This is a genomic window from Deefgea salmonis (genome assembly GCF_020531905.1).
GTDB classification, from domain to species: Bacteria; Pseudomonadota; Gammaproteobacteria; order Burkholderiales; family Chitinibacteraceae; genus Deefgea; species Deefgea salmonis.
In genome coordinates this window covers 511,523-531,040 of the sequence record NZ_JAJAWG010000001.1, presented here as the reverse complement: position 1 = coordinate 531,040, position 19,518 = coordinate 511,523, and the positions used below count along the sequence as shown (strand labels likewise).

The window sequence follows — 19,518 nt, the reverse complement described above, 5'->3', positions numbered from 1 at the left end:
GGTAAACCCTAGTCTTTTACTGTTGCTTTGTTTACACCTTGAGTAACGCTTCGCGCCCCGGTAACCAGCGGTCTAAATGCGGCTGAGCCAGATTGGCGTGGTGCTGCAATATGGTTTCGGCGCTGTCTCTGGCTAATTCAAGTAAATCAGCATCGGTTTCTAAATCGGCAAAACGCAGCATCGGCACGCCAGATTGCTTAATGCCGGCCATATCGCCCGGCCCACGGATGTGCAAATCTTGACGGGCGATTTCAAAACCATCGGTGTGCTCAAAAATCACTTTTAATCGCGCCTTGGCGGTCTCACTGAGTGGCGTGGTGTAGAGCAAGATGCACAAACTGGCGTGCGCGCCACGGCCAACGCGGCCGCGTAATTGATGCAATTGCGATAAACCCATGCGCTCGGCGTGCTCTATCACCATTAAGCTGGCGTTCGGCACATCAACGCCGACCTCGATCACCGTGGTGGCGATTAAAACTTGAATTTCATTGCGAGAAAACGCGGCCATCGTCGCGGCTTTTTCTTCGGGTTTCATTTTGCCGTGTAATAAGCCAACGGCAATCCCTTCGAGCTCTTCGCTGAGCTGGGCATGGGTGTCGACCGCGGTTTGCAATTGCAATGTTTCTGATTCTTCGATTAAGGGGCATACCCAATACACTTGCCGACCTTCGAGCACTTTGGCGGCAATGCGCTCGATGACCTCATCGCGGCGTGCGTCGGAAATCAGCTTGGTAATAATCGGCGTGCGTCCCGGCGGTAATTCGTCAATCACGCTGACATCCAGATCAGCATAAAAACTCATCGCCAAAGTGCGCGGAATCGGCGTGGCACTCATCATCAGTTGATGTGGGCTTTGGCCTTTTTCGCGTAGCGCCAATCGCTGCTGCACGCCAAAGCGATGTTGCTCGTCGACAATGGCCAAGCCAAGGTTTTGAAACGCCACGCTGGCTTGAAAAATTGCGTGGGTGCCAACGAGTAGTTGCGCGCTGCCATCACTCGCGGCGGCAATCGCTTCGCGCTTGGCTTTGGCTCTTAAACTGCCAGTGAGCCACACCACGTTAACGCCCAGCGGGGTTAACCATGCCGATAGTTTTTGAAAATGCTGTTCGGCCAAAATCTCGGTAGGGGCCAGCATCGCCACTTGAAAACCGGCTTCAATCGCGTGGCAGGCGGCCACGGCGGCGACAATGGTTTTACCCGCGCCCACATCGCCTTGCAGCAAGCGTTGCATGGGATGCGCTTGCGCTAAATCTTGGGTGATTTCCAGTAAGACGCGTTTTTGTGCGGCGGTCAGATCAAACGGCAGGTTGGCAATCAGCTGCGCGCCGAGTCGACCGTCGGGATTGATCTTGGGGGCGGTTTTTTCGCGGCGCACGGCGCGCGCTAAGCGCAGCGACAATTGCTGGGCGAGTAATTCGTCAAACTTAAGCCTTTGCCACGCCGGATGCGTGCGGGCGGTGAGTTGGATTTTGGGAATGTCGGGGGTGGGTGCATGTAATAAGCGCACGCTACTGGCAAAGTCTGGTAATTGCAGTGGCGCTAAAATGGCGTCGCTCAGGGTGTCGGGCATGGGCGTATTGGCCAAGGCTTTGGCTATCCATGTGGCCAGTTGCGCTTGTGATAAACCGGCTGTGGTGGGGTAGATTGGGCTTAAGGCTTCTTGCAGACTGACTTCGCCGCCAACGCGAATTTTAGGATGGACCATTTCGGTGCCAAAGTAGCCGTGGCGTAAATCGCCATACAGTCGCACACGCTTGCCAACGGCCAATTGCTGCACTTGGCTGGGGTAAAAATTCATCAGTCGCACCACTAATGAACCGCTGGCGTCTTTGACGCGGGCATTGAGTTGTTTGCGCGGCTTGTAATTGACTTCGCACGACAAGACTTCACCTTCCACCAAGACAGGGCTGCCCATCGGCGCGTCGGCAATGGGGTATAGATGCGTTTCGTCTTCGTAGCGCAGCGGCAAATGCAAGATCAAATCGAATTCGCGCTGTATCCCCAATTTATGGAGGCGCTGCTGTTGGGCGGGTGTGAGTGAGCTCATTGGGCGGCTTGAACAATCGTTCTATTGACCTTACTGTACCGTATTTGCGCCATTTGAGCTAGCGGCGGTTGACATCGGCGGGTCGAGCGCCTTCCGTGAGCTGGCTGCAGTTGACTGCGGGTTTGATTTTAAAAATCCGACGCAGAGGCGCAGAGGCGCAGAGGAAAACATTGGCAAGTCGCGGTATAAATTGTTGCGTTTGGTTAGGGTCTTGGCCGGTTTGAATCATCGAAAATTTGACGCAGAGGCGCAGAGGAAAATATTAGCAAGTTGCAATTTAAACCGTTGCGTTTGGTTAGGGTCTTGGCCGGTTTGAATCATCGAAAAGCCAACGCAGAGGCGCAGAGGAAAAACATCAGTATGTTGCAGTTCAAATTGTTGCGTTTGTTGGTGGTTTGAACGGTTTAAATTCTGATTATTCTGATTTGGCTTTTCTCCGCGCCTCTGCGTCTCTGCGTCAAAAGTTTTTTCGGTGTGCAGAATTTATCGGCTGCGTTGCGCTAAGAAGCGATCCAGTGCTTTGGCAAAAGCTTGTTTGTCGCTTTGGCTAAATGCGGCTGGGCCGCCCGATTGCAGGCCGGCGCCGCGCAGTTCTTCCATGAAGTCACGCATATTGAGCCGTTCACGGATGTTTTCTGGAGAATAAAACTCGCCGCGAGGATTGAGCGCGTGCGCGTGTTTGTCAATAATGCGCGCCGCCAGCGGAATGTCGGCGGTGATGACTAAATCGCCCGCTTGGGCTTGCGCAACAATCCAATGGTCTGCTTCGTCAAAACCATGGGCGACTTGAATCGCGCGAATGTGCGCCGACGGCGGCACGCGCACCAGTTGATTGGCGACTAAAGTCAGCGGCAGCGCTAAACGCTCGGCCACCCGAAACATGATTTCTTTAATGGCCACCGGGCAGGCGTCGGCATCAACCCAAAGATGGCATTTTCTTGGGGTATTGGCATCAAGATTTTGCTGTGTATGCATTGCTGGTAAATACCCCGTTAATTTTTGTAATGTTCAGAATTGATGCTGTGCCGCGCTCGACGATCGAGGGCACAGCGGAGCTGGGCGAGATCAAAATCGCTTTTCTTTCCCCCTCTTTCTTTGGCGAGTCAAAGAAAGAGGGGGGGGCGCCACTGACTGCGACTGTAAACAGCCGTGCCGCAGGCACTTAAAACCATCAACACGTAATCTGAACAAAGCCTTAATTTTTGCTGCGCTCAGCGAGTTTTTGTTTGATCAAGGGTAGCATCGCTAACGCGGCTTTTTCGCCTTCTAAAATGGCGACGTTTTTCATGTCAAAATCGCTGGCACCAATTTTGCCGACTTTAGGGCGAATGACGATGTCGGCGCGAGCCAGCTCTTGCTCGCCCAGTTTTTGCCCCATGATCACAATCGCTTGGTTCATCACGCCCAGTGTGCTGGTGCTGGCGGCTTGGCCGCTGGCTTTGCTGGAGATGTCCACCGCAATCACAAAATTAGCGCCCAAATCGCGTGCCGCATCAACCGGTACCGGACTGACTACGCCGCCATCGACGTATTTTTTATTGGCAATGCTCACCGGCATAAAAATCCCCGGAATGCTGCTCGAAGCACGCACCGCTTGTCCGGCGTTGCCGCGGCTAAAGGCGATTTTTTTGCCGGTATCTAGCTCAGTGGCTACCGCAGCAAACGGTTTGGGGAATTGATTGATGGCTTTGTTACCGACCAATTGGTTGACGTAATCTTGTAGTTTTTGTCCTTTGATTAAACCGCCGCCGAGTAAATTAACGTCGCGAATTTGGCTTTCATCCAGGCTGAATGCACGCTCTTGCAGTGTAAACGCATCCATGCCGCTGGCGTACAGTGCGCCAACAACGCTGCCGGCGCTGGTGCCCGCAACGATTTCGGCTTGAATGCCGTTGGCTTCAAGCATTTTAATCACGCCAATATGGGCAAAGCCTTTGGCTGCGCCGCCGCCGAGCGCGAGGCCGATTTTAACTTTGGGCGTCGGGGTCAGCAATGGTGCGACGGGTGGCGTGCTGCACGCAGCCAATAGGCTGCTGGTGATGACGATAATCAGCGTGCTAAGTTGTGTGCGAATCTGTTTAAGTGGGCGTTGAAGTCGGTTCATCGTGGTTCCATTGAGAGGACCAAGGCGGTTTGACCATCGCATCGCCATTGGATTTCGTAATGATAAAGTTTAATGCCGTAGCTGCGGTATGGGTCGCTAGCATAAGCGGGGCGTGGGTCTTGGGCTAATACCTCGCAGATTAAGGCATGCAGTGCGCTTGAGTCTGCTGCGGGCAGTTGCGCTAATTGGTTTTGAGCGCTGGGGCTAAATGCAACGTTTAGCGTTGGCGGCGCGCCGCTGACAAAGCCGCCTTGCGCGTCGTTTTGGCATTCAATAAACGGAATATAAGGTTTGATATCGACAATCGGCGTCTGGTCGACTAAATCCACGCCAGAAAAGCGCAAGGTCACGCCGTTTTGGGTGTCGATATCCAATAAACGCACCAAAGACAAACCCAATGAATTGGGGCGAAACGGGCTGCGGCTGGCAAAAACGCCGACTTTTTCATTGCCACCCAAGCGCGGCGGGCGCACCGTGGATGACCAGCGACCGAGCGTTTCATGGAAAATAAAACTCAGCCAAAGGTGCGAAAATCCGTCCAGTCCGCGCACGCAATCGGCGTGATTAAATGGCGCAACCAGTTTGAGCGTGCCAATCGCGTGCGGCGCTAAACTCGGTTGGCGCGGAATGCCGAATTTGTCGACAAAAGGTGTGCGAATCAAGCCAATGGGCTCGATGGTGTATTGATTTGGATTCACAGCGTTTGGATTCACAGAATTTGGCTTCACAGGGTTTGCAGGCGTCAGCATAAAGCGGCCATAAAAAAGCAGCGAGCGCTGGATATTACCGCACTCGCTGCTCTTTATTGGGCTTGACGGCTTGATTTGCTGAACAATTACAAGTTATGCGCCCAAATCACGCAAATCACAATCGGTGCTACTACGGCGCAAATAAAGCGAAACGCCGGCAAAATGCGTGCAGCATCTTGCGCAACGAGCGACGCTTGCACACGCGGCCAAATCGCCCAGCCAGCAAACAATGCCGCCAATAAACCACCGGCAGGCATCATCACATTGGAGGCGGCGTAGTCCATCAGGTCAAATGGATTTTTGCCAAAAATATGAAAATCAGCCAATACGCCAAACGACAGTGCCGCTGGAATACTTAAGGCAAATACCGCAACACACGTCATTAAAGTGGCTTTTTGGCGTTGGATATTAAATTCATCAATCAAAAACGCCACAATCGGTTCGAGTAAAGACACCGATGATGTAATGGCGGCAAAAATCAGTAGCAAAAAGAACATCACGGCAAAAAATTGACCGAATGGCATTTGCGAGAAAATCGCCGGCATGGTGATAAACGTCAAGCCCGGACCCGCTGATGGGTCAATGCCAAAAGCAAATACCGCAGGCAACACCATTAAACCGGCCATCACACAAGCGAGGGTCGCGAGTAGTGAAATCCACAGTGTTGCACCGGGGAGTTTGGTTTTTTCATCAACGTATGAGCCGTAGGCAATCAAAATACCGCAGCCCACCGAGAGCGAAAACATCGCCAAGCCCACCGCTTCAATCATCATGGCCGCGTTGATTTTCGAAAAATCAGGCGTAATGAAATACATCACACCGTCCATTGCGTGCGGTAAAGTCAATACCCGCGCGATAATGATCAGCATCAAGATAAACAAGGCTGGCATTAACACTTTACTGGTGCGCTCAATGCCTTTTTGTACGCCGCCCATGACGATGCCGACCGTGGCCAGCAAAAATAGACCAGTGTAAAAAATACTTTGGCTTGGGCTGGCAATAAAGCCATTAAATAAGTCGCTGAGTGCCTTGGTGTCTTGCGTCATCACTTCGCCAGTCAGCGAGAGCCACAGGTAGGCAAAACTCCAGCCGCCCACGACGCAGTAAAACGACAGCAAGATAAAAATACACAACACCGATAAACGACCCGCCCAAGGCCATAAACCACCTTTGAGATTGCGATACGCGGTGGTCGCTGATTTTTTGGCCATATGGCCGATGCTCATTTCAGCGAGCACCATTGAAATGCCAATCGTCAGTACGCAGGCCAGATACACCAATAGAAATACACCGCCGCCGTTTTTTCCGGCAACGTAAGGAAACTTCCAAATTGCACCAAGACCGACTGCTGAGCCTGAGGTGGCAAGAATAAAGCCAAGTTTTGAGCCCCAATTGGCGCGTGAAGTCATAGAAAACACTCTTGTAAATTTGTCACCACGGGAGTTTTGCTTTTTCAAGCCCCTCGAACAAGGGTAATAGTTGGCTAGTCGCGTTGTGATTTGTGTGGTTTGTGAGTTTTTACTGGCCTTGCTTGGGAGCGACTTGGGCTTGACTAATGGCCGCTTGCCATTGCGCTAGATTGAATTCTTTCAAAATTGTTTTTTCAATAATCAGGATCGGGGGACGAGCCTGTAAGGTATTGGCGGCGTTAAAAAAAGCCAGCATGCTGTCTTCTTGGCTTGGATTGGCTGTTTTTAGCGCGTAGCGCAATTTGCTTTGTTCGAGCAGTGCCTGCGCTGCTTCACAGTTTGGTCCGCATTGCGGCGTAATCCATAGCACAATGTCGGCGGGTTTGTCGGTGACGGGCGCAGGCAAGCTGCTGCGTATGGTTCTTTCTTTGGCCACAGTATGTGTGGGCGCGCGATCGGAATAAAACACATTGCCCTCATTGTCGCGCCATTGATAGACCTTGCTGGCAAAGCCCATGCCAGAAGCCGCTAGTAAAGTAAGTAGTAGCCAGAGTCGCATAACAGCCTTTAAATCTACAGTTGCGAAGTACGATCAATCCTGTTTGTGTTCAAGCATTCAAATTAAAAACACCACCGCTTAAACAGCGGCCCCAGTGATGAGGCCTGCCATGTTTAAGATTTGCCGTGGGATGTGGTTTGAATGCGAACTTCAACTTGCTCTAGCTGCAAAGACAGTAGCCAGTCTTGGCGTTTTTGGCTGCAAATTGGCAGCGCTGTTTCGGCTTGCCATTGATCTTTGCCGATGTCTTGCATTTTGTAGCGATTGCTACCCATGTCCATATCGACCATTTGCCAATTTAAATACACCGATTTGGCAGGGCCAGTTAGCGTTAGGGTGACGGGCTGATCGGTGCTCACTGGCGCGGCGCTTTTGATTTGGTAGCTTTGTTCGTTGATTTTAAACTGACAGCCTTGCTGCAAGTCTGGACAAGAAATATGGATCACTTGATCTACTTTTGCTTGTTGCCAGCCTTTAAATAAACCCATTTTATAAGCAAATAAACTGGCACCGAGCAGTAGCGCAAGGATCAAAACGCTTTTTCTCGCCCATGTTTTGTTGTTGAAGATGTTTTTCATACTGTTTGACTCCATGCGGCGCGCAGTAGGGCTACGCCATGTCCGCCGTGTGCTTGGGCGGTGTGAAGGGTGGATAACGTTTGTCCGCCAATGGCAAAAACGGGAAAGCACCAGCCCAATTGCAATAATTGACTGAATTGCTCCCAGCCTAAAGGCGTTTGCCCCGGATGGCTTGGTGTTGGCGCAATGTGACCTAAAAAAGCAAAATCAACGCCGATACGCGCCGCAGCTTCAAGATCACTCTGCTGGTGCGTGGATGCGCTCACCCAATCAATGCCGCGAGGTCTGGCGCTCAGTTGCTTGAGTTGGCTGGCGGTAAAATGAATGCCGTCGGCGTTCAGTGCTTGGGCCAAAGCCAAGTCGCGGTGAATAATCAGCTTGCCGCCGTGGGGCCGAGGCAGGCTTTGCACCGCTTGGGCGAGGTCTTGGTAATCACTGGCCGATAGCTGCGGTTCTCTGAGCAGTAAGCAAGTTGGCCCCGCAGCCCATTTGGCACTGAGTTGCGCCATCAACGCTTCACGGCCTAATTCGGCCATATTCGAGATTTCAATCACTTCAGGTAAGGCCAAGCCACGCAAAATCGGGCCATTGGCGGGCAAAATGGGGGAGACATTCAACTGGCCGACAGTTTGCCAAGCGAGCTCTTGTCCTTCGTGGCCGTGCAAAGTGCCGTTCCAGCCACGCACTTTAAAAAATCGCAACTCCACATTGGCGTGCGGATAATTAAAGCGCTGTGTGAGCCACGGTGTGGCTGCTGTTACGGCGATGCCCATTTCTTCTTGCAGCTCGCGGCATAAAGCGTCGTGCGCGGTTTCGCCGGCTTCAAGTTTGCCGCCCGGAAATTCCCAGTAATGCGCGTAAGGCTTACCAGCGGGGCGGCTGCCCATTAAAAACTGCCCTTGCGCATTGATTAACACGCCTGCGGCAACGACGGTGGTTTTCTTGGGACTGATGGGATTTTGCTGGTCTGGTGGCATTGACGGACTCGGAAAAAAGAAAAATACCAAGTAAGTCACCGTGTTAGTGACTTACTTGGCTTGGGCGATTTAGCTGCGATAATCGGCGTTGATTTTGACGTAGTCGTATGAGAAGTCGCAAGTCCATACCGTGGCGCGGTACTCGCCGCGGTTGAGTTGGATGTTAATGCTGATTTCAGCTTGGTTCATCACGGCTTGGCCTTGGCTTTCTTGGTACTCTGGATTGCGCCCGCCATGGATTGCCACTAATACGTCGTCAAGCCGCACTTCGATTTGGTCAACGTCTAAATCGCTAATGCCGGCGTAGCCAATCGCGGCCAAAATACGGCCTAGGTTAGGGTCTGAAGCAAAAAACGCGGTTTTAACCAGGGGCGAGCGGCCAATGGCGTAGCCAACGGCTTTGCATTCGGCGTATGTCGCGCCGCCAGCCACGTTGATGGTGATGAATTTGGTGGCGCCTTCGCCGTCGCGCACAATCGCTTGCGCCAAAAAGTGCGAAACCTGCTCAATCGCCGCGCGCAAAGTGGCGTAGTCGCTGCTGCTGGCGTCGGTGATTTCGGTGTTGCCGGCCAACCCTGTGGCAATGGCGATATAGCTGTCGTTGGTACTGGTGTCGCCGTCAACGGTGATGCTATTAAACGAAGCATCGGTCGCGGCCAGTAGCATCTCTTGTAATAAGGCTTGGCTAATGGCGGCGTCGGTAGCGACAAAACCGAGCATGGTGGCCATATTCGGGTGAATCATGCCCGAGCCTTTGGCAATGCCGGTCACGGTGACGGTTTTACCGTCCAAAACGATTTGCGTGCTGGTCGCTTTGGGCGCGATGTCGGTGGTCATAATCGCGTTAGCGGCTGTCGCCCAGTTGCTGGCCGATAAATTGGCTTTGGCAGCCGGCAAAACGGCGATGATTTTTTCGGATGGCAAGGGCTCTAAAATCACGCCGGTTGAAAAAGGCAGCACTTGTGCGGCAGTGCAGCCCAATTCACTGGCGGTTGCGGCGCAAATTTGCTCGGCGCGCGCGAGGCCGTCTAAGCCAGTTCCGGCATTGGCATTGCCAGTATTGATCACCAGCGCACGAATTGATTGGCCTGTAGCCAGATACTGCTGAAGATTTTTTTGGCAAATCCGCACTGGTGCGGCGCAAAAACGATTTAAGGTAAACACCCCCGCAACGCGGGCGCCATCAGCGATTTGGATTAAGGTGGTGTCTTGGCGGCCGACTTTTTTAATGCCTGCAGAGGCAATACCAATTTCAACCCCGGCAACCGGGAATAATAAAGCAGGATCAATGGGGGCGAGATTAACCGGCATGCAAGGCTCCAAATGGTTGCAAATTTTAAAAAGTAAGCAGATTGTAACGTGATGCACCAAGCCGACGAAAGGCTTTTGCTGGGTGCGATGTATGGTGGATCGGTCAGTCACGCTACAAACAGCGGTGATGTTGGCGGGTAGATCGCCGTTGTTCGTCTTGATTTTGAAGTGCGTGACGTCAACAAGATTGTCGCAGATTCTGCGGCTAGCCGTGTTCGCGTTCAAAAACACCTTATTCATCGCTCAGAACACGGTGTTGTTGTGCCGCGTTTACATATCCCAATACGGCGGGTCGATTTCATCGTCAATACGGATGTAGCCGGTAGACTCATTACTCCACAGTGGCGGCAAATGCATGATTTCAATTTGTTCGCGCAGCTCGGCAATCCGGTCTTGCCAATAGGTGGCGGTATTAAACCACGGGAACGCCGCCGGAAAGGCCGGATCATCCCAGCGCCGAGCCAGCCATGCGCTGTAATGCATCAGGCGGAGTGTTCGCAGTGCTTCAATTAAATGCAGCTCGCGCCGATCAAACTCACAAAAATCTTCGTAGCCGGCCAAAATATCCGCCAGTTGATTTTGTTGCTCGTCTCGATCACCAGACAGCAACATCCATAAGTCTTGAATCGCCGGACCGGTGCGCGCGTCGTCAAAGTCAACAAAATGCGGTCCAGCCGGCGTCCATAAAATATTGCTCGGGTGGCAGTCGCCATGTAGACGGATCAGTGAGATGTCGCCAGCGCGTTGATAACATTCGGCGACGCCAGCGAGCGCCGCTGCTGCCACCGCTTGGTAGCTAGCCGCCAAATCCAGTGGAATGACTTTGTTGTTGATTAAATAATCGAGCGAATCTTGGCCAAAGGTTTGCGGGGTGAGTTGTGCGCGATGGGTAAACGGGCTGAGTTGACCTACGGCGTGAATACGGCCTAAAAATCGACCAATCCATTCGCGGGTTTCGGCTTGATCGAGCTCGGGCGCGCGCCCGCCACGACGAGGGAATACCGCAAAACGAAAGTCGCCAAAGCGATGCAGCGTTTGGCCGTTGAGTGTTAGCGGCGCAACCACCGGGATTTCGCGCTCGGCCAGTGCTTGCGTGAATTGGTGTTCTTCTAAGATCGCCGCGTCGCTCCAGCGCTCGGGGCGATAAAATTTAGCAATCACTGGATCGCCATCATCGATGCCGACTTGGTAAACGCGGTTTTCGTAACTATTGAGCGCGAGTAAATGCCCTGAGCAAGCAAGGCCAAGCGATTCAAGGGCGTCTAAGGTCAGATCGGGCGTGAGTGCGGAGTATGGGGCTGGTTTCATATCGGCCATTTTACGCCGTTTGACCTTGGGCTAGGCGGTCAATTTGTGGCTTTTGCTGTTTTCTTTTTGCGCGCTTTCGGCGGGGTTCAGGGTGGTTTCAAATTGTCGCTAGTTTGTGCGCTTTATCTGGTGCTGCTGTGATGCGCTTATTGAAAGAGAACGAAGTGCTTTATGATCGATCTTGAGGTTTAGCTGATCTGCTGAAGTGCTTGCTGAGGTTTGCTGATTATTGTTGAGGATTGCTGATGAGATGGATGACTGAATTGCCGTTCACATGCACGTTAAAAACCCCGCCGTCGTGGCATCAAGCAAAGCGCAATCAAGACGAAGTGTTTGACGAAATGCTTTTATCCAGTCCAATTGAATGGGCTGGTTGTTCTCCGCGCCTCCGCGCCTCCGCGCCTCTGCGTCGAAAGGTTTTATGTGCACGGCGGCGGTTTGGATGGTTTTACATCACGCTAAAATAGCCAAGTGATTCGTGTTAACGAGGTTTTGATGGATTTAGTTGATTTGGGGTGTCAGCACTATGGTTAATTTATTGACCGTGTCGAATTTATCGCTGCGATTTGCCGGTGCCAACGAGCCGGTGGTGCGTGAGGTGAGTCTGCATTTAAAAGCCGGTGAAAAATTGGCCTTAGTGGGCGAATCAGGCTCGGGCAAAAGCGTTTTGGCGCGCAGTCTATTGCGACTCGATCGCGAGGTGATGGCTCAGGGCGAGATTGAATTTGCCGGTCAGTCCTTGTTGTCCTTGCCAGAATCAGCGCTGCGTTTAATTCGTGGTCGGCGCATTGCGATGATTTTTCAAGAGCCGATGACCGCGCTCAATCCTTTGCAAGCTGTCGGTACGCAGATTGCGGAGGTGCTGGTGGGGTATAGCGCTGCGGCGTCTAGAAATAAGGCGTGTGAGCTATTACTGCGTATGGGTATTGTCGACGCTACAGAGAAGCTCAATGCATTTCCACATCAATTGTCGGGTGGGCAGCGCCAGCGGGTGATGATTGCCATGGCGGTTGCCACTGAGCCCGAGATTTTGATCGCCGACGAGCCTACGACGGCGCTGGATGTGACGGTGCAAGCGCAAATTTTAGAGCTATTGAGTCAATTGCAGGCCGAGCAAGGGATGGCGGTGCTGTTGATTTCGCATGATTTAAATTTGGTACGCCGGTTTGCCGACCGAGTGGCGGTGATGCAAGCTGGGCGTATTGTTGAAACCGCGCCAACGCAGCAACTATTTACGATGCCAGCGCATCCGTATACTCAGGCTTTATTGGCGGCGCGGCCGATTCGGGTGGCGGTGGCGGTGCCATTGCATTCACCTTGCGTGTTGCAAGTGCGGCAATTGACGCATGCTTATCCTGCATCACGGTCGTGGTTTCGCAGCCAACTTAAAAAAACGGTTTTAGCCAAGCTCGATTTTGATTTGCATCGCGGGCAAACCTTGGCGGTGGTCGGTGAGTCAGGCAGTGGCAAAACGACGTTGGCCTTGTCTTTGCTGCGCTTATTGCGTGTGGGTCAAGGTGGCGGTAGCGTGCAGTTAACGTTGGATGGATCGCCCGCGCTGCAATTGAGCGCATTGCAGGGCAAGGCGTTGCGGCAGGCGCGCCAGCATATTCAGATTGTTTTTCAAGATCCATTTGCCGCTTTGTCGCCACGATTAACGATTTTTGATCTGGTGGGTGAGGGCTTGTTGGTGCATCGCCCCGAATGCAGTGCGGCTGAGCGCCGTGCGCGGGTGATGGCGGTGTTGCAAGAGGTCGGCTTAGGGAGTCAGGCCGATATGGACGATATTTTGTCGCGCTACCCGCACGAGTTTTCTGGTGGGCAACGGCAAAGAATCGCCATTGCGCGGGTATTGATTATGCAGCCGCAAGTGATCGTGCTGGACGAACCGACGTCGGCGCTCGATGCGACGGTGCAGCAGCAGATTTTGCAATTATTGTCGCAGTTGCAGCTTAAGTTTGGTTTGAGTTTTTTGTTGATTAGCCATGATTTGGCGGTGGTGCGTGCGTTGGCGCATCGGGTATTAGTGCTTAAAAACGGTGAGGTGCTTGAAACGGGCGAGGTTGAGCGGGTGCTGTCTCAACCACAGCATCCGTATACCCAGCAATTGTTGGCGGCGAGTTTTTGATGGGTTGGGGCGTGGTGGAATGCGCTGCGCTTATTCGCACCCTACGGCGTTTTTTCGCGCTGTGCCTCGGTCTTGCAGGCGTCGGGCCAGTATTTGAGCGCGGCGTGCAAGGTGGTAAAAATATGGTCTGCGCCGATTTTTTCGCTAATACGATGGCGGTTTAAATCGTCGATTAACGCCGCATCGCAACGGGCAAATAACAGCGCAATGCCTTGTTCCTGCAATTGATCGTCCAGTTGACGCAGCGATTGGGCGGCAGAGTAGTCGATGTGGGTCATGGCGGAAGCGTCAATAATCAAGCAATCCACTGGCGTAGCGGCTTGACCAATCAACGCGTGAATGTCGGCGCAAAAGCGGTGCTCGTTGGCATAAAATAAATCCGCGCCAAAATGATAAATAATTAATCCCGGTAGCGTTGTTGCGCCAGGCTTAATCGCTTGGGTCATTAAATTGCCCTCCATATTGGCTTGCAAAATGGCGCAATGCGGATTGTAGCTGTGGCTAACGTGGTGCAGTAAAGACAGTAGCGCGGCAAAGAGTAGCCCTTGCTCAACGCCGACTAAGGCGACGGTCATTGCGGTAATGATGGCTAACTTAAATTCGCCAGGGCTTTCTTGATAGATGGCTTTGAGTGCTGACCCATGAATCATGCCGATGGCGATGCTAAACACAATCGCGGCGAGGACGGTGTGGGGTAAGTAGGCAAGCCAATCGGTCAAAAAAACCAAAGCAATCGCGACAATCCCCGCAAACACCAGTTGCGCCACTTGGCTGCGTGCGCCAGCTTGTACGGCCATTGCGGTTTGCGTAGGGCTGCCATTAACGACAAACGCCCCGCTGACGGCGGCAGCGGCATTGGCGGCGGCAAGCCCTAGGATATTGGCGTTTTCGTCTTCGGTTTCTTGAAATTGCAAAGCATAGATTCGCGCCGTGGCCGCGCTTTGCGCAATGATAATCACCGCACAAGACAGTGCCAATGGGATTAGCGTGAGCGTGCCGCGCCATGTGATGTCGGGCCAAGATAGTTGTGGTAGACCGCCCGGTACCGGGCCGATTAAGGCAATGCCCCAATTTGAAATGGCGAGATATTTGCCGGCTAAAATGCTGGTCAGTACGGCCATCATCGCAATGGGAGCGCGAGGACAGAAACGCTTGCCGATTAAAATGGCGCTGATGACGAGGATGCCCAGAGCCAAGGTGGCCCAGTTGATGTTGGTGAAGTGCGTAATGGCGTAGTCGAGTTGTGTCCAAGTGCGATGCGCCTGATGGTCAAGGCCCAAGAGTGGCGCTAGCATGGCGATACTCACTTGCAAGCCAACGCCGGCTAAAAAGCCCGTCAAGATGGTTCGTGATAAGAAATCAGCGACAAAGCCGAGTTTAAGCCAGCGGGCAATGAGTAAGATGCCTGCCGTGAGTAGCGCGACAACGGCGACTAAATTCATGTATTGAGCGCTGGCGGGGATGGCCATGCCGGATAAGCCGTTGGCAAAGATGGCCGCGGTGGCTGAATCGGCCGCAACAACTAAATGCCGTGAAGCGCCAAATAGAGCAAAGCCCAATAAGGGGAGTAATACCGTGTAGAGCCCGGTCACAATGGGGGTGCCGGCAATACTGGTGTAACCTAAAACTTGCGGGATATTGACTGAGGCGAGGGCGACGCCGGCTTTGGCGTCATTGATGACCCCTTGGCGGGTATTGGGTAAGACGCCGCGCGCAAGGGGAATGTTCGGCCAGCGACATTTGCGATAGAGCTTGAGTACAGTCTGAGTGATCGTCATTCGGGTTTAGATGGTTTTGAGTGGGTAGATGAATTCTACGCCGCAAATGCGCTTTCGCCTTGCTGTGTTGTGGATTTATTAAATTGAAAGTAAGCTGGTGCTGGTGTTTAATCTGAGCGGTGTTTATTGGATCTCAATTTAATTCGGTCGTGCCTTACTTGGGTTGCGGCTGTAGGAGCGTCATTATGGGTTTGTCTATTTATCATTGGATTTTAATTGTTGCCTTTGTGGCGATTGTGATTTGGGTATTTGGTAAAAAACAAAAAAAACGCTTTGAAGAAGACGCCAAGCTGCCGTTTGATAGTGAAAAGATCGACAAAAAAGATAAAAACGTCGATTAAATTTTAAGCGCTGCGCCGATTGGTCTGTTCGTGAGTTCTTTGACGGCGTGACTGAGTCGCGATTGCGTGTCTTTTTTAATGCTTTAAAAACAACTGTTTGTTGGTTTTTTATGTTGTTTGTCGATATTTTTGTTTGATAGTGCTTGACCATTCGTTCGGTGGTCTATAATATTCGGGTCCTGTTCGGGGCGTAGCGCAGCCCGGTAGCGCACCTGGTTTGGGACCAGGTGGTCGTGAGTTCGAATCCCACCGCCCCGACCAGACTTCTTGCTTTGCCTCATCTCAGTTTCACCCCTGCATTACCAATCTAAATCTTAGTTCTCGTTGTAAATCCCTTAGAATGCTTGTAGTGCAATGGATTGATTTAAGCCGCTTAGCTTAATCGATTTGCGATGCGATTTTTAAGTTTTCGCGCTGCAAATGCCTTTGCCTTATTGGCTTGCTTTCTATACCTATTGGATTTGCTATGACTAAAACGCCGTTTTCCGCCCTCAATTTACCTGTAGAAATGCTCGACAATTTGGCTTCGCTTGGCTTTGAGGCGATGACGCCGATTCAAGCTGCGAGTTTGCCGATTGTGCTCGAAGGCGGCGATATTATTGCTAAAGCCAAAACCGGTAGTGGTAAAACGGCTGCGTTTGGTATTCCGCTACTGCAAAAACTCAATATTAATTTGCACCGCGTACAAGCCTTGGTGCTGTGCCCAACGCGAGAACTTGCCGACCAGGTGAGTAAAGATCTGCGCCGTTTGGGGCGGCATTTACCCAATTTAAAAATTCTGACTTTGTGCGGCGGTACCCCTTTGACGCCACAAGCGGCCTCGCTTGCGCATGGTGCACACGTGGTGGTCGGTACGCCAGGTCGTATTCAAGACCATTTGCATAAAAACACCCTGATCGTAAAACAAGTCAGCACGCTGGTGCTGGACGAAGCCGATCGTATGCTCGACATGGGTTTTGGCGGTGAAGTGCAAGACGTCATCGATTTTCTGCCACGCTGGCGTCAAACCTTGCTGTTTTCAGCAACGTATCCTGAAGGCATTCGTAAACTCAGTGCCTCGATTCAACGCGCGCCGACTGAAGTCACGGTGGAGTCTTTGCACGATCAAGTGTTTATTGAACAGCAATTGTATTTGGTCAAAGACAACGCGGAAAAAGCCGATTTACTCAAACGCATTTTTGCGCATTACCAACCAGCGTCGAGCGTGGTGTTTTGTAATACCCGCCAAGACTGCATGGATTTGGCGCGCAGTTTACAAAAAGACGGCTTTGATGCGATTGAATTACACGGCGAGCTTGAGCAGCGTGATCGTGATTTAACCTTGGTGCAGTTTGCCAATGGTAGCTGCCCAATTCTGGTTGCCACCGATATGGCTGCTCGTGGTTTGGATATTAAAGATTTGGCCGCGGTGGTAAATTACGAATTGCCGTATGACCCTGAAATCTACGTGCATCGAATTGGTCGTACTGGCCGCGCCGGCAAGAAAGGCTTGGCGTTTAGCTTGGTGTCACCATCGCAAGTAAAACGTCAGCGCAGTATTGAAGAATACCTTGAGTTCCCGATTCCAGAAGGGCAAGAGGCCGATCTCAAAATCAACGGTGATTACGCATTGCCAGCCAAAATGGCAACGATTTGCTTTGATGCCGGCCGCAAACAAAAAGTGCGCCCCGGTGATGTGGTGGGGGCGTTAACTGGCGACGGTGCGATTCCGAATGACGCCATTGGTAAAATTGATTTATTTGAATTTAGAACTTATGTCGCGGTGCAATTGCAATACGCCAACCAAGTCATTGCCCGCTTGGGCAATGACAAAGGTAAGCTCAAAGGCAAACCGGTTAAAGTACAAATTATTAAATAATGCCGTTGTGTGGTGACAATGCCCAGCTGATGCTGGGCATTATTGTATCTGCGGCGCATTGCATCTAACGTAGCGTTCTTGTGTGCTTTTAGGTGTTATCACCCTTGTACTTGAAATACAAAGAAATGTGAGCGTAACATCTTGGTTTACGCACAGACAGATCAACGCTAGAGCATTGTTTTATTATGCGCTGATATTTTTCGTTGGTTAATTTAACGTTAGGCATTGCATGAACCAGTACAGCAGATACATGAGTTTAAAGTCAGTTGTTGAGCAGTTATTTGGTTCCGAATCTTGGTATGCATTGAAGGAATCAAATCATCTTCCTACTTGGAAAAAGCAGTTGCAGAAAGTTGTCGCAGCCATACATACATCCATTTTAACTACAGTAAAAGTCTATGATGAAAAGTGGCTTGATCAAATAAATGATGTTGTTAAGTATGGTAAAGAAAACATAAATAAAGCTGCAGATATAGAAGAGGCTATATCTGCAATGGCTGCAACATTTATAGAAATTTCTTTTTTGCAGGTTGGTTTGATGCCAATGAGAGGAAGTCAAACAGTAAAAATATCTCTAAAGAAAGAAAATTGGCATTTAGATAGATATCGAACGGTTATGTATCTTCAAACTCAAGAGCAAAAGGAATCCGTATTTTGGTCAAAGCAGCAAAAAGAACTTGGTGTTGAAAATCAAATGCAAGTAAGGAGAAAGTACAGAATTTCAGGAAGTAAAATGAGTTATTTAAAATGGTGCTCAGAAAATAAAGACTTAATAAATCAATGAATCTTCACTTTTTTAATGTTTTATTTTCAATAATACTTGATTTTTGTATTGTTATTTCAATGTGATATTCATATTAAATAACTGTTCAAAATTTGCATATTCAGCGATCAATTACTCGTTTTTAATGTTCTTTTCAATGAGGGCCTATGGCTATTAATCAGGTTTCGCGCCAGCCGGCGGCGCGTTCTTTTGATGTTAAAGCGCAGCGTTTACGGCTGCTTAAGCGTAATGCGACCTTATTGCTGGTGCTGATGGCATTGGTGATGTTGCTGGCAACGTATTTTCGCGGCGCGCATCCGAGTTTGCCTTACGTTGCGGCTTTTGCTGAAGCGGCCTTGGTGGGTGGTTTGGCCGATTGGTTTGCCGTAACGGCGCTGTTTCGGCATCCGCTCAATCTACCAATTCCGCATACCGCCATTATTCCCAAAAACAAACACCGCATCGCCGATAGTTTGGGTGAGTTTATTGAAACGCACTTTTTGTCTAGCGAGCGGATGATGGCCAAGGTGAGCGAATTTAATCCGGCGCACCGCTTAGCGAGCTGGTTGCAAGTCGACGCGAATGCCAAGGCGGGCGCAGATCAAGTCGCGCGGCTGATGGATTTTATTTTACAAAGTTTAACTGAACCGGCGATGGCGCTGCGTTTGCGTGGTTTATTACTACAGCAATTAGCGCAAATTGATTTGGTCAAACCGGCGGGTGAGATTTTGGCGGTGATACGGCAAAGTGGCCAACATCAAGTGATGCTCGATGCCGTGCTGGCGCATTTGGATCAAGAGCTGCAAAAGCCTGAATTACAACAACATTTAGCAGAAATAATTGCCACTGAATTTGATTATTTGCGCTGGATTTCGCTCGATGCCGCCGGTGGGCGCTATATGGCGAAAAAACTGGTGCATGCAGCAGGGCGTGAAGTGCAAAACATGCGCGAATCGAGCGAGCATCCGCTGCGCGCGCATTTTGATCAAGCCTTGGCTGAGCTGCAGCAAAATTTAAAACATGATGCAGCACTACAAGCAGCGCTGCAATTGAGTCAGCAGCACTTATTGGCGCAGCCGAGTTTGCTGAACGCCATCGACAATATGTGGTTGCGGCTGGTGGCTTGGTTGGCAGATGATTTGGCGGCACAAGACTCGGTGCTGCGCGCTAAATTGGCACTCAGTTTGCAGCAATTGGGGGTGCGCTTGACCGATGACGTGGTGCTGGCCGACTGGCTAAATCGCCATGCCCGCGTGGCTGCCGGGGTGTTGGTCAAAAAATATCGCCGCCAAATTGGCCAATTTATCGCCGAACAACTCAAAGCTTGGGATGATGAAGTGATGGTTGAGCGGCTGGAAGTCAGTGTTGGCGTTGATCTGCAGTTTGTTCGCCTGAATGGCACGCTGGTGGGCGGGCTGATTGGTTTGGCTTTGTATGCTGGACACCAATTGTTGCGTTAAAGCCTTGGGTTTAGCTGGCTTGGTGTTGTGTCATTAAACGCTGACAATTTAGCAGTGCGCAGCGGGTCTTAGCGTAAAACCTGCGCTGATGCGCAGGGGGCTAAATCAAACATTGACTGAATTTGGACTTTTTTGCTGGATTGACGTT

The 19,518-nt window shown here is 51.2% G+C and carries 16 protein-coding genes and 1 tRNA gene; 6 read left to right on the top strand and 11 right to left on the bottom strand.

The genetic code is table 11. The features are described from left to right. Positions 1–31 precede the first annotated feature (31 nt). The 10 genes from recG to LG219_RS02305 all read right to left on the bottom strand — a co-directional run bounded on the left by recG (position 32) and on the right by LG219_RS02305 (position 11,051). Positions 32–2,047 carry an ATP-dependent DNA helicase RecG gene (recG, locus tag LG219_RS02350; RefSeq protein ID WP_226762936.1) on the bottom strand — a complete coding sequence of 672 codons (2,016 nt, stop codon included), beginning with the start codon at positions 2,045–2,047 and terminating at the stop codon, positions 32–34. Between the two features lie 483 nt (positions 2,048–2,530). Further along, positions 2,531–3,022 carry a YaiI/YqxD family protein gene (locus tag LG219_RS02345; RefSeq protein WP_226762935.1) on the bottom strand — a complete coding sequence of 164 codons (492 nt, stop codon included), beginning with the start codon at positions 3,020–3,022 and terminating at the stop codon, positions 2,531–2,533. 220 nt (positions 3,023–3,242) lie between these two features. Next, complete coding sequence (locus LG219_RS02340) at positions 3,243–4,151, bottom strand: patatin-like phospholipase family protein (RefSeq protein ID WP_226762934.1); 909 nt, start codon at positions 4,149–4,151, stop codon at positions 3,243–3,245. Then, positions 4,148–4,900, bottom strand: a complete 753-nt coding sequence (gene tsaA, locus LG219_RS02335; RefSeq protein ID WP_226762933.1) for a tRNA (N6-threonylcarbamoyladenosine(37)-N6)-methyltransferase TrmO — start codon at positions 4,898–4,900, stop codon at positions 4,148–4,150. Before tsaA ends, LG219_RS02340 begins: the two co-directional genes overlap by 4 nt. Positions 4,901–4,986: 86 nt before the next feature. After that, positions 4,987–6,309, bottom strand: a complete 1,323-nt coding sequence (locus LG219_RS02330; protein WP_226762932.1) for a sodium-dependent transporter — start codon at positions 6,307–6,309, stop codon at positions 4,987–4,989. Positions 6,310–6,418: 109 nt separating this feature from the next. Next, a complete protein-coding gene (locus tag LG219_RS02325) occupies positions 6,419–6,868 on the bottom strand; it encodes a DUF4124 domain-containing protein (protein ID WP_226762931.1) in 450 nt (149 codons plus the stop codon). Between the two features lie 113 nt (positions 6,869–6,981). Continuing rightward, complete coding sequence (locus tag LG219_RS02320) at positions 6,982–7,446, bottom strand: hypothetical protein (RefSeq protein ID WP_226762930.1); 465 nt, start codon at positions 7,444–7,446, stop codon at positions 6,982–6,984. Beyond that, on the bottom strand, positions 7,443–8,423 hold the full coding sequence (locus LG219_RS02315; RefSeq protein ID WP_226762929.1) for a Nudix family hydrolase: 981 nt from the start codon (positions 8,421–8,423) through the stop codon (positions 7,443–7,445). The genes LG219_RS02320 and LG219_RS02315 overlap by 4 nt, the downstream gene beginning before the upstream one ends. A gap of 69 nt (positions 8,424–8,492) precedes the next feature. Further along, positions 8,493–9,734 (bottom strand): bifunctional glutamate N-acetyltransferase/amino-acid acetyltransferase ArgJ, encoded by a 1,242-nt coding sequence (gene argJ, locus LG219_RS02310; RefSeq protein ID WP_226762928.1) that lies wholly within the window; start codon positions 9,732–9,734, stop codon positions 8,493–8,495. A 270-nt stretch (positions 9,735–10,004) separates the two neighbouring features. Continuing rightward, positions 10,005–11,051, bottom strand: coding sequence for a serine/threonine protein kinase (locus LG219_RS02305; RefSeq protein ID WP_226762927.1), 1,047 nt, complete (start codon positions 11,049–11,051; stop codon positions 10,005–10,007). Positions 11,052–11,568: 517 nt separating this feature from the next. Between LG219_RS02305 and LG219_RS02300 the strand changes: the two genes are divergently transcribed. Beyond that, positions 11,569–13,170 (top strand): ABC transporter ATP-binding protein, encoded by a 1,602-nt coding sequence (locus LG219_RS02300; protein ID WP_226762926.1) that lies wholly within the window; start codon positions 11,569–11,571, stop codon positions 13,168–13,170. Between the two features lie 41 nt (positions 13,171–13,211). On the opposite strand, the gene LG219_RS02295 is transcribed toward LG219_RS02300, so the two are convergent. Beyond that, on the bottom strand, positions 13,212–14,948 hold the full coding sequence (locus LG219_RS02295; protein ID WP_226762925.1) for a SulP family inorganic anion transporter: 1,737 nt from the start codon (positions 14,946–14,948) through the stop codon (positions 13,212–13,214). A gap of 185 nt (positions 14,949–15,133) precedes the next feature. Here LG219_RS02295 and LG219_RS02290 point away from each other — a divergent pair, with 185 nt between their 5' ends. The 5 genes from LG219_RS02290 to LG219_RS02270 all read left to right on the top strand — a co-directional run bounded on the left by LG219_RS02290 (position 15,134) and on the right by LG219_RS02270 (position 19,370). Then, positions 15,134–15,289, top strand: a complete 156-nt coding sequence (locus LG219_RS02290; RefSeq protein ID WP_226762924.1) for a cbb3-type cytochrome oxidase subunit 3 — start codon at positions 15,134–15,136, stop codon at positions 15,287–15,289. 184 nt (positions 15,290–15,473) lie between these two features. Then, positions 15,474–15,550: transfer RNA gene (locus LG219_RS02285), tRNA-Pro, on the top strand. Between the two features lie 205 nt (positions 15,551–15,755). Then, positions 15,756–17,147, top strand: coding sequence for an ATP-dependent RNA helicase DbpA (dbpA, locus tag LG219_RS02280; protein WP_226762923.1), 1,392 nt, complete (start codon positions 15,756–15,758; stop codon positions 17,145–17,147). A 250-nt stretch (positions 17,148–17,397) separates the two neighbouring features. Continuing rightward, a complete protein-coding gene (locus LG219_RS02275) occupies positions 17,398–17,931 on the top strand; it encodes a hypothetical protein (protein ID WP_226762922.1) in 534 nt (177 codons plus the stop codon). Positions 17,932–18,077: 146 nt separating this feature from the next. Further along, positions 18,078–19,370: a DUF445 domain-containing protein gene (locus LG219_RS02270; RefSeq protein WP_226762921.1), complete on the top strand. Its 1,293-nt coding sequence runs from the start codon at positions 18,078–18,080 to the stop codon at positions 19,368–19,370. The last annotated feature ends 148 nt before the right edge of the window (positions 19,371–19,518 follow it).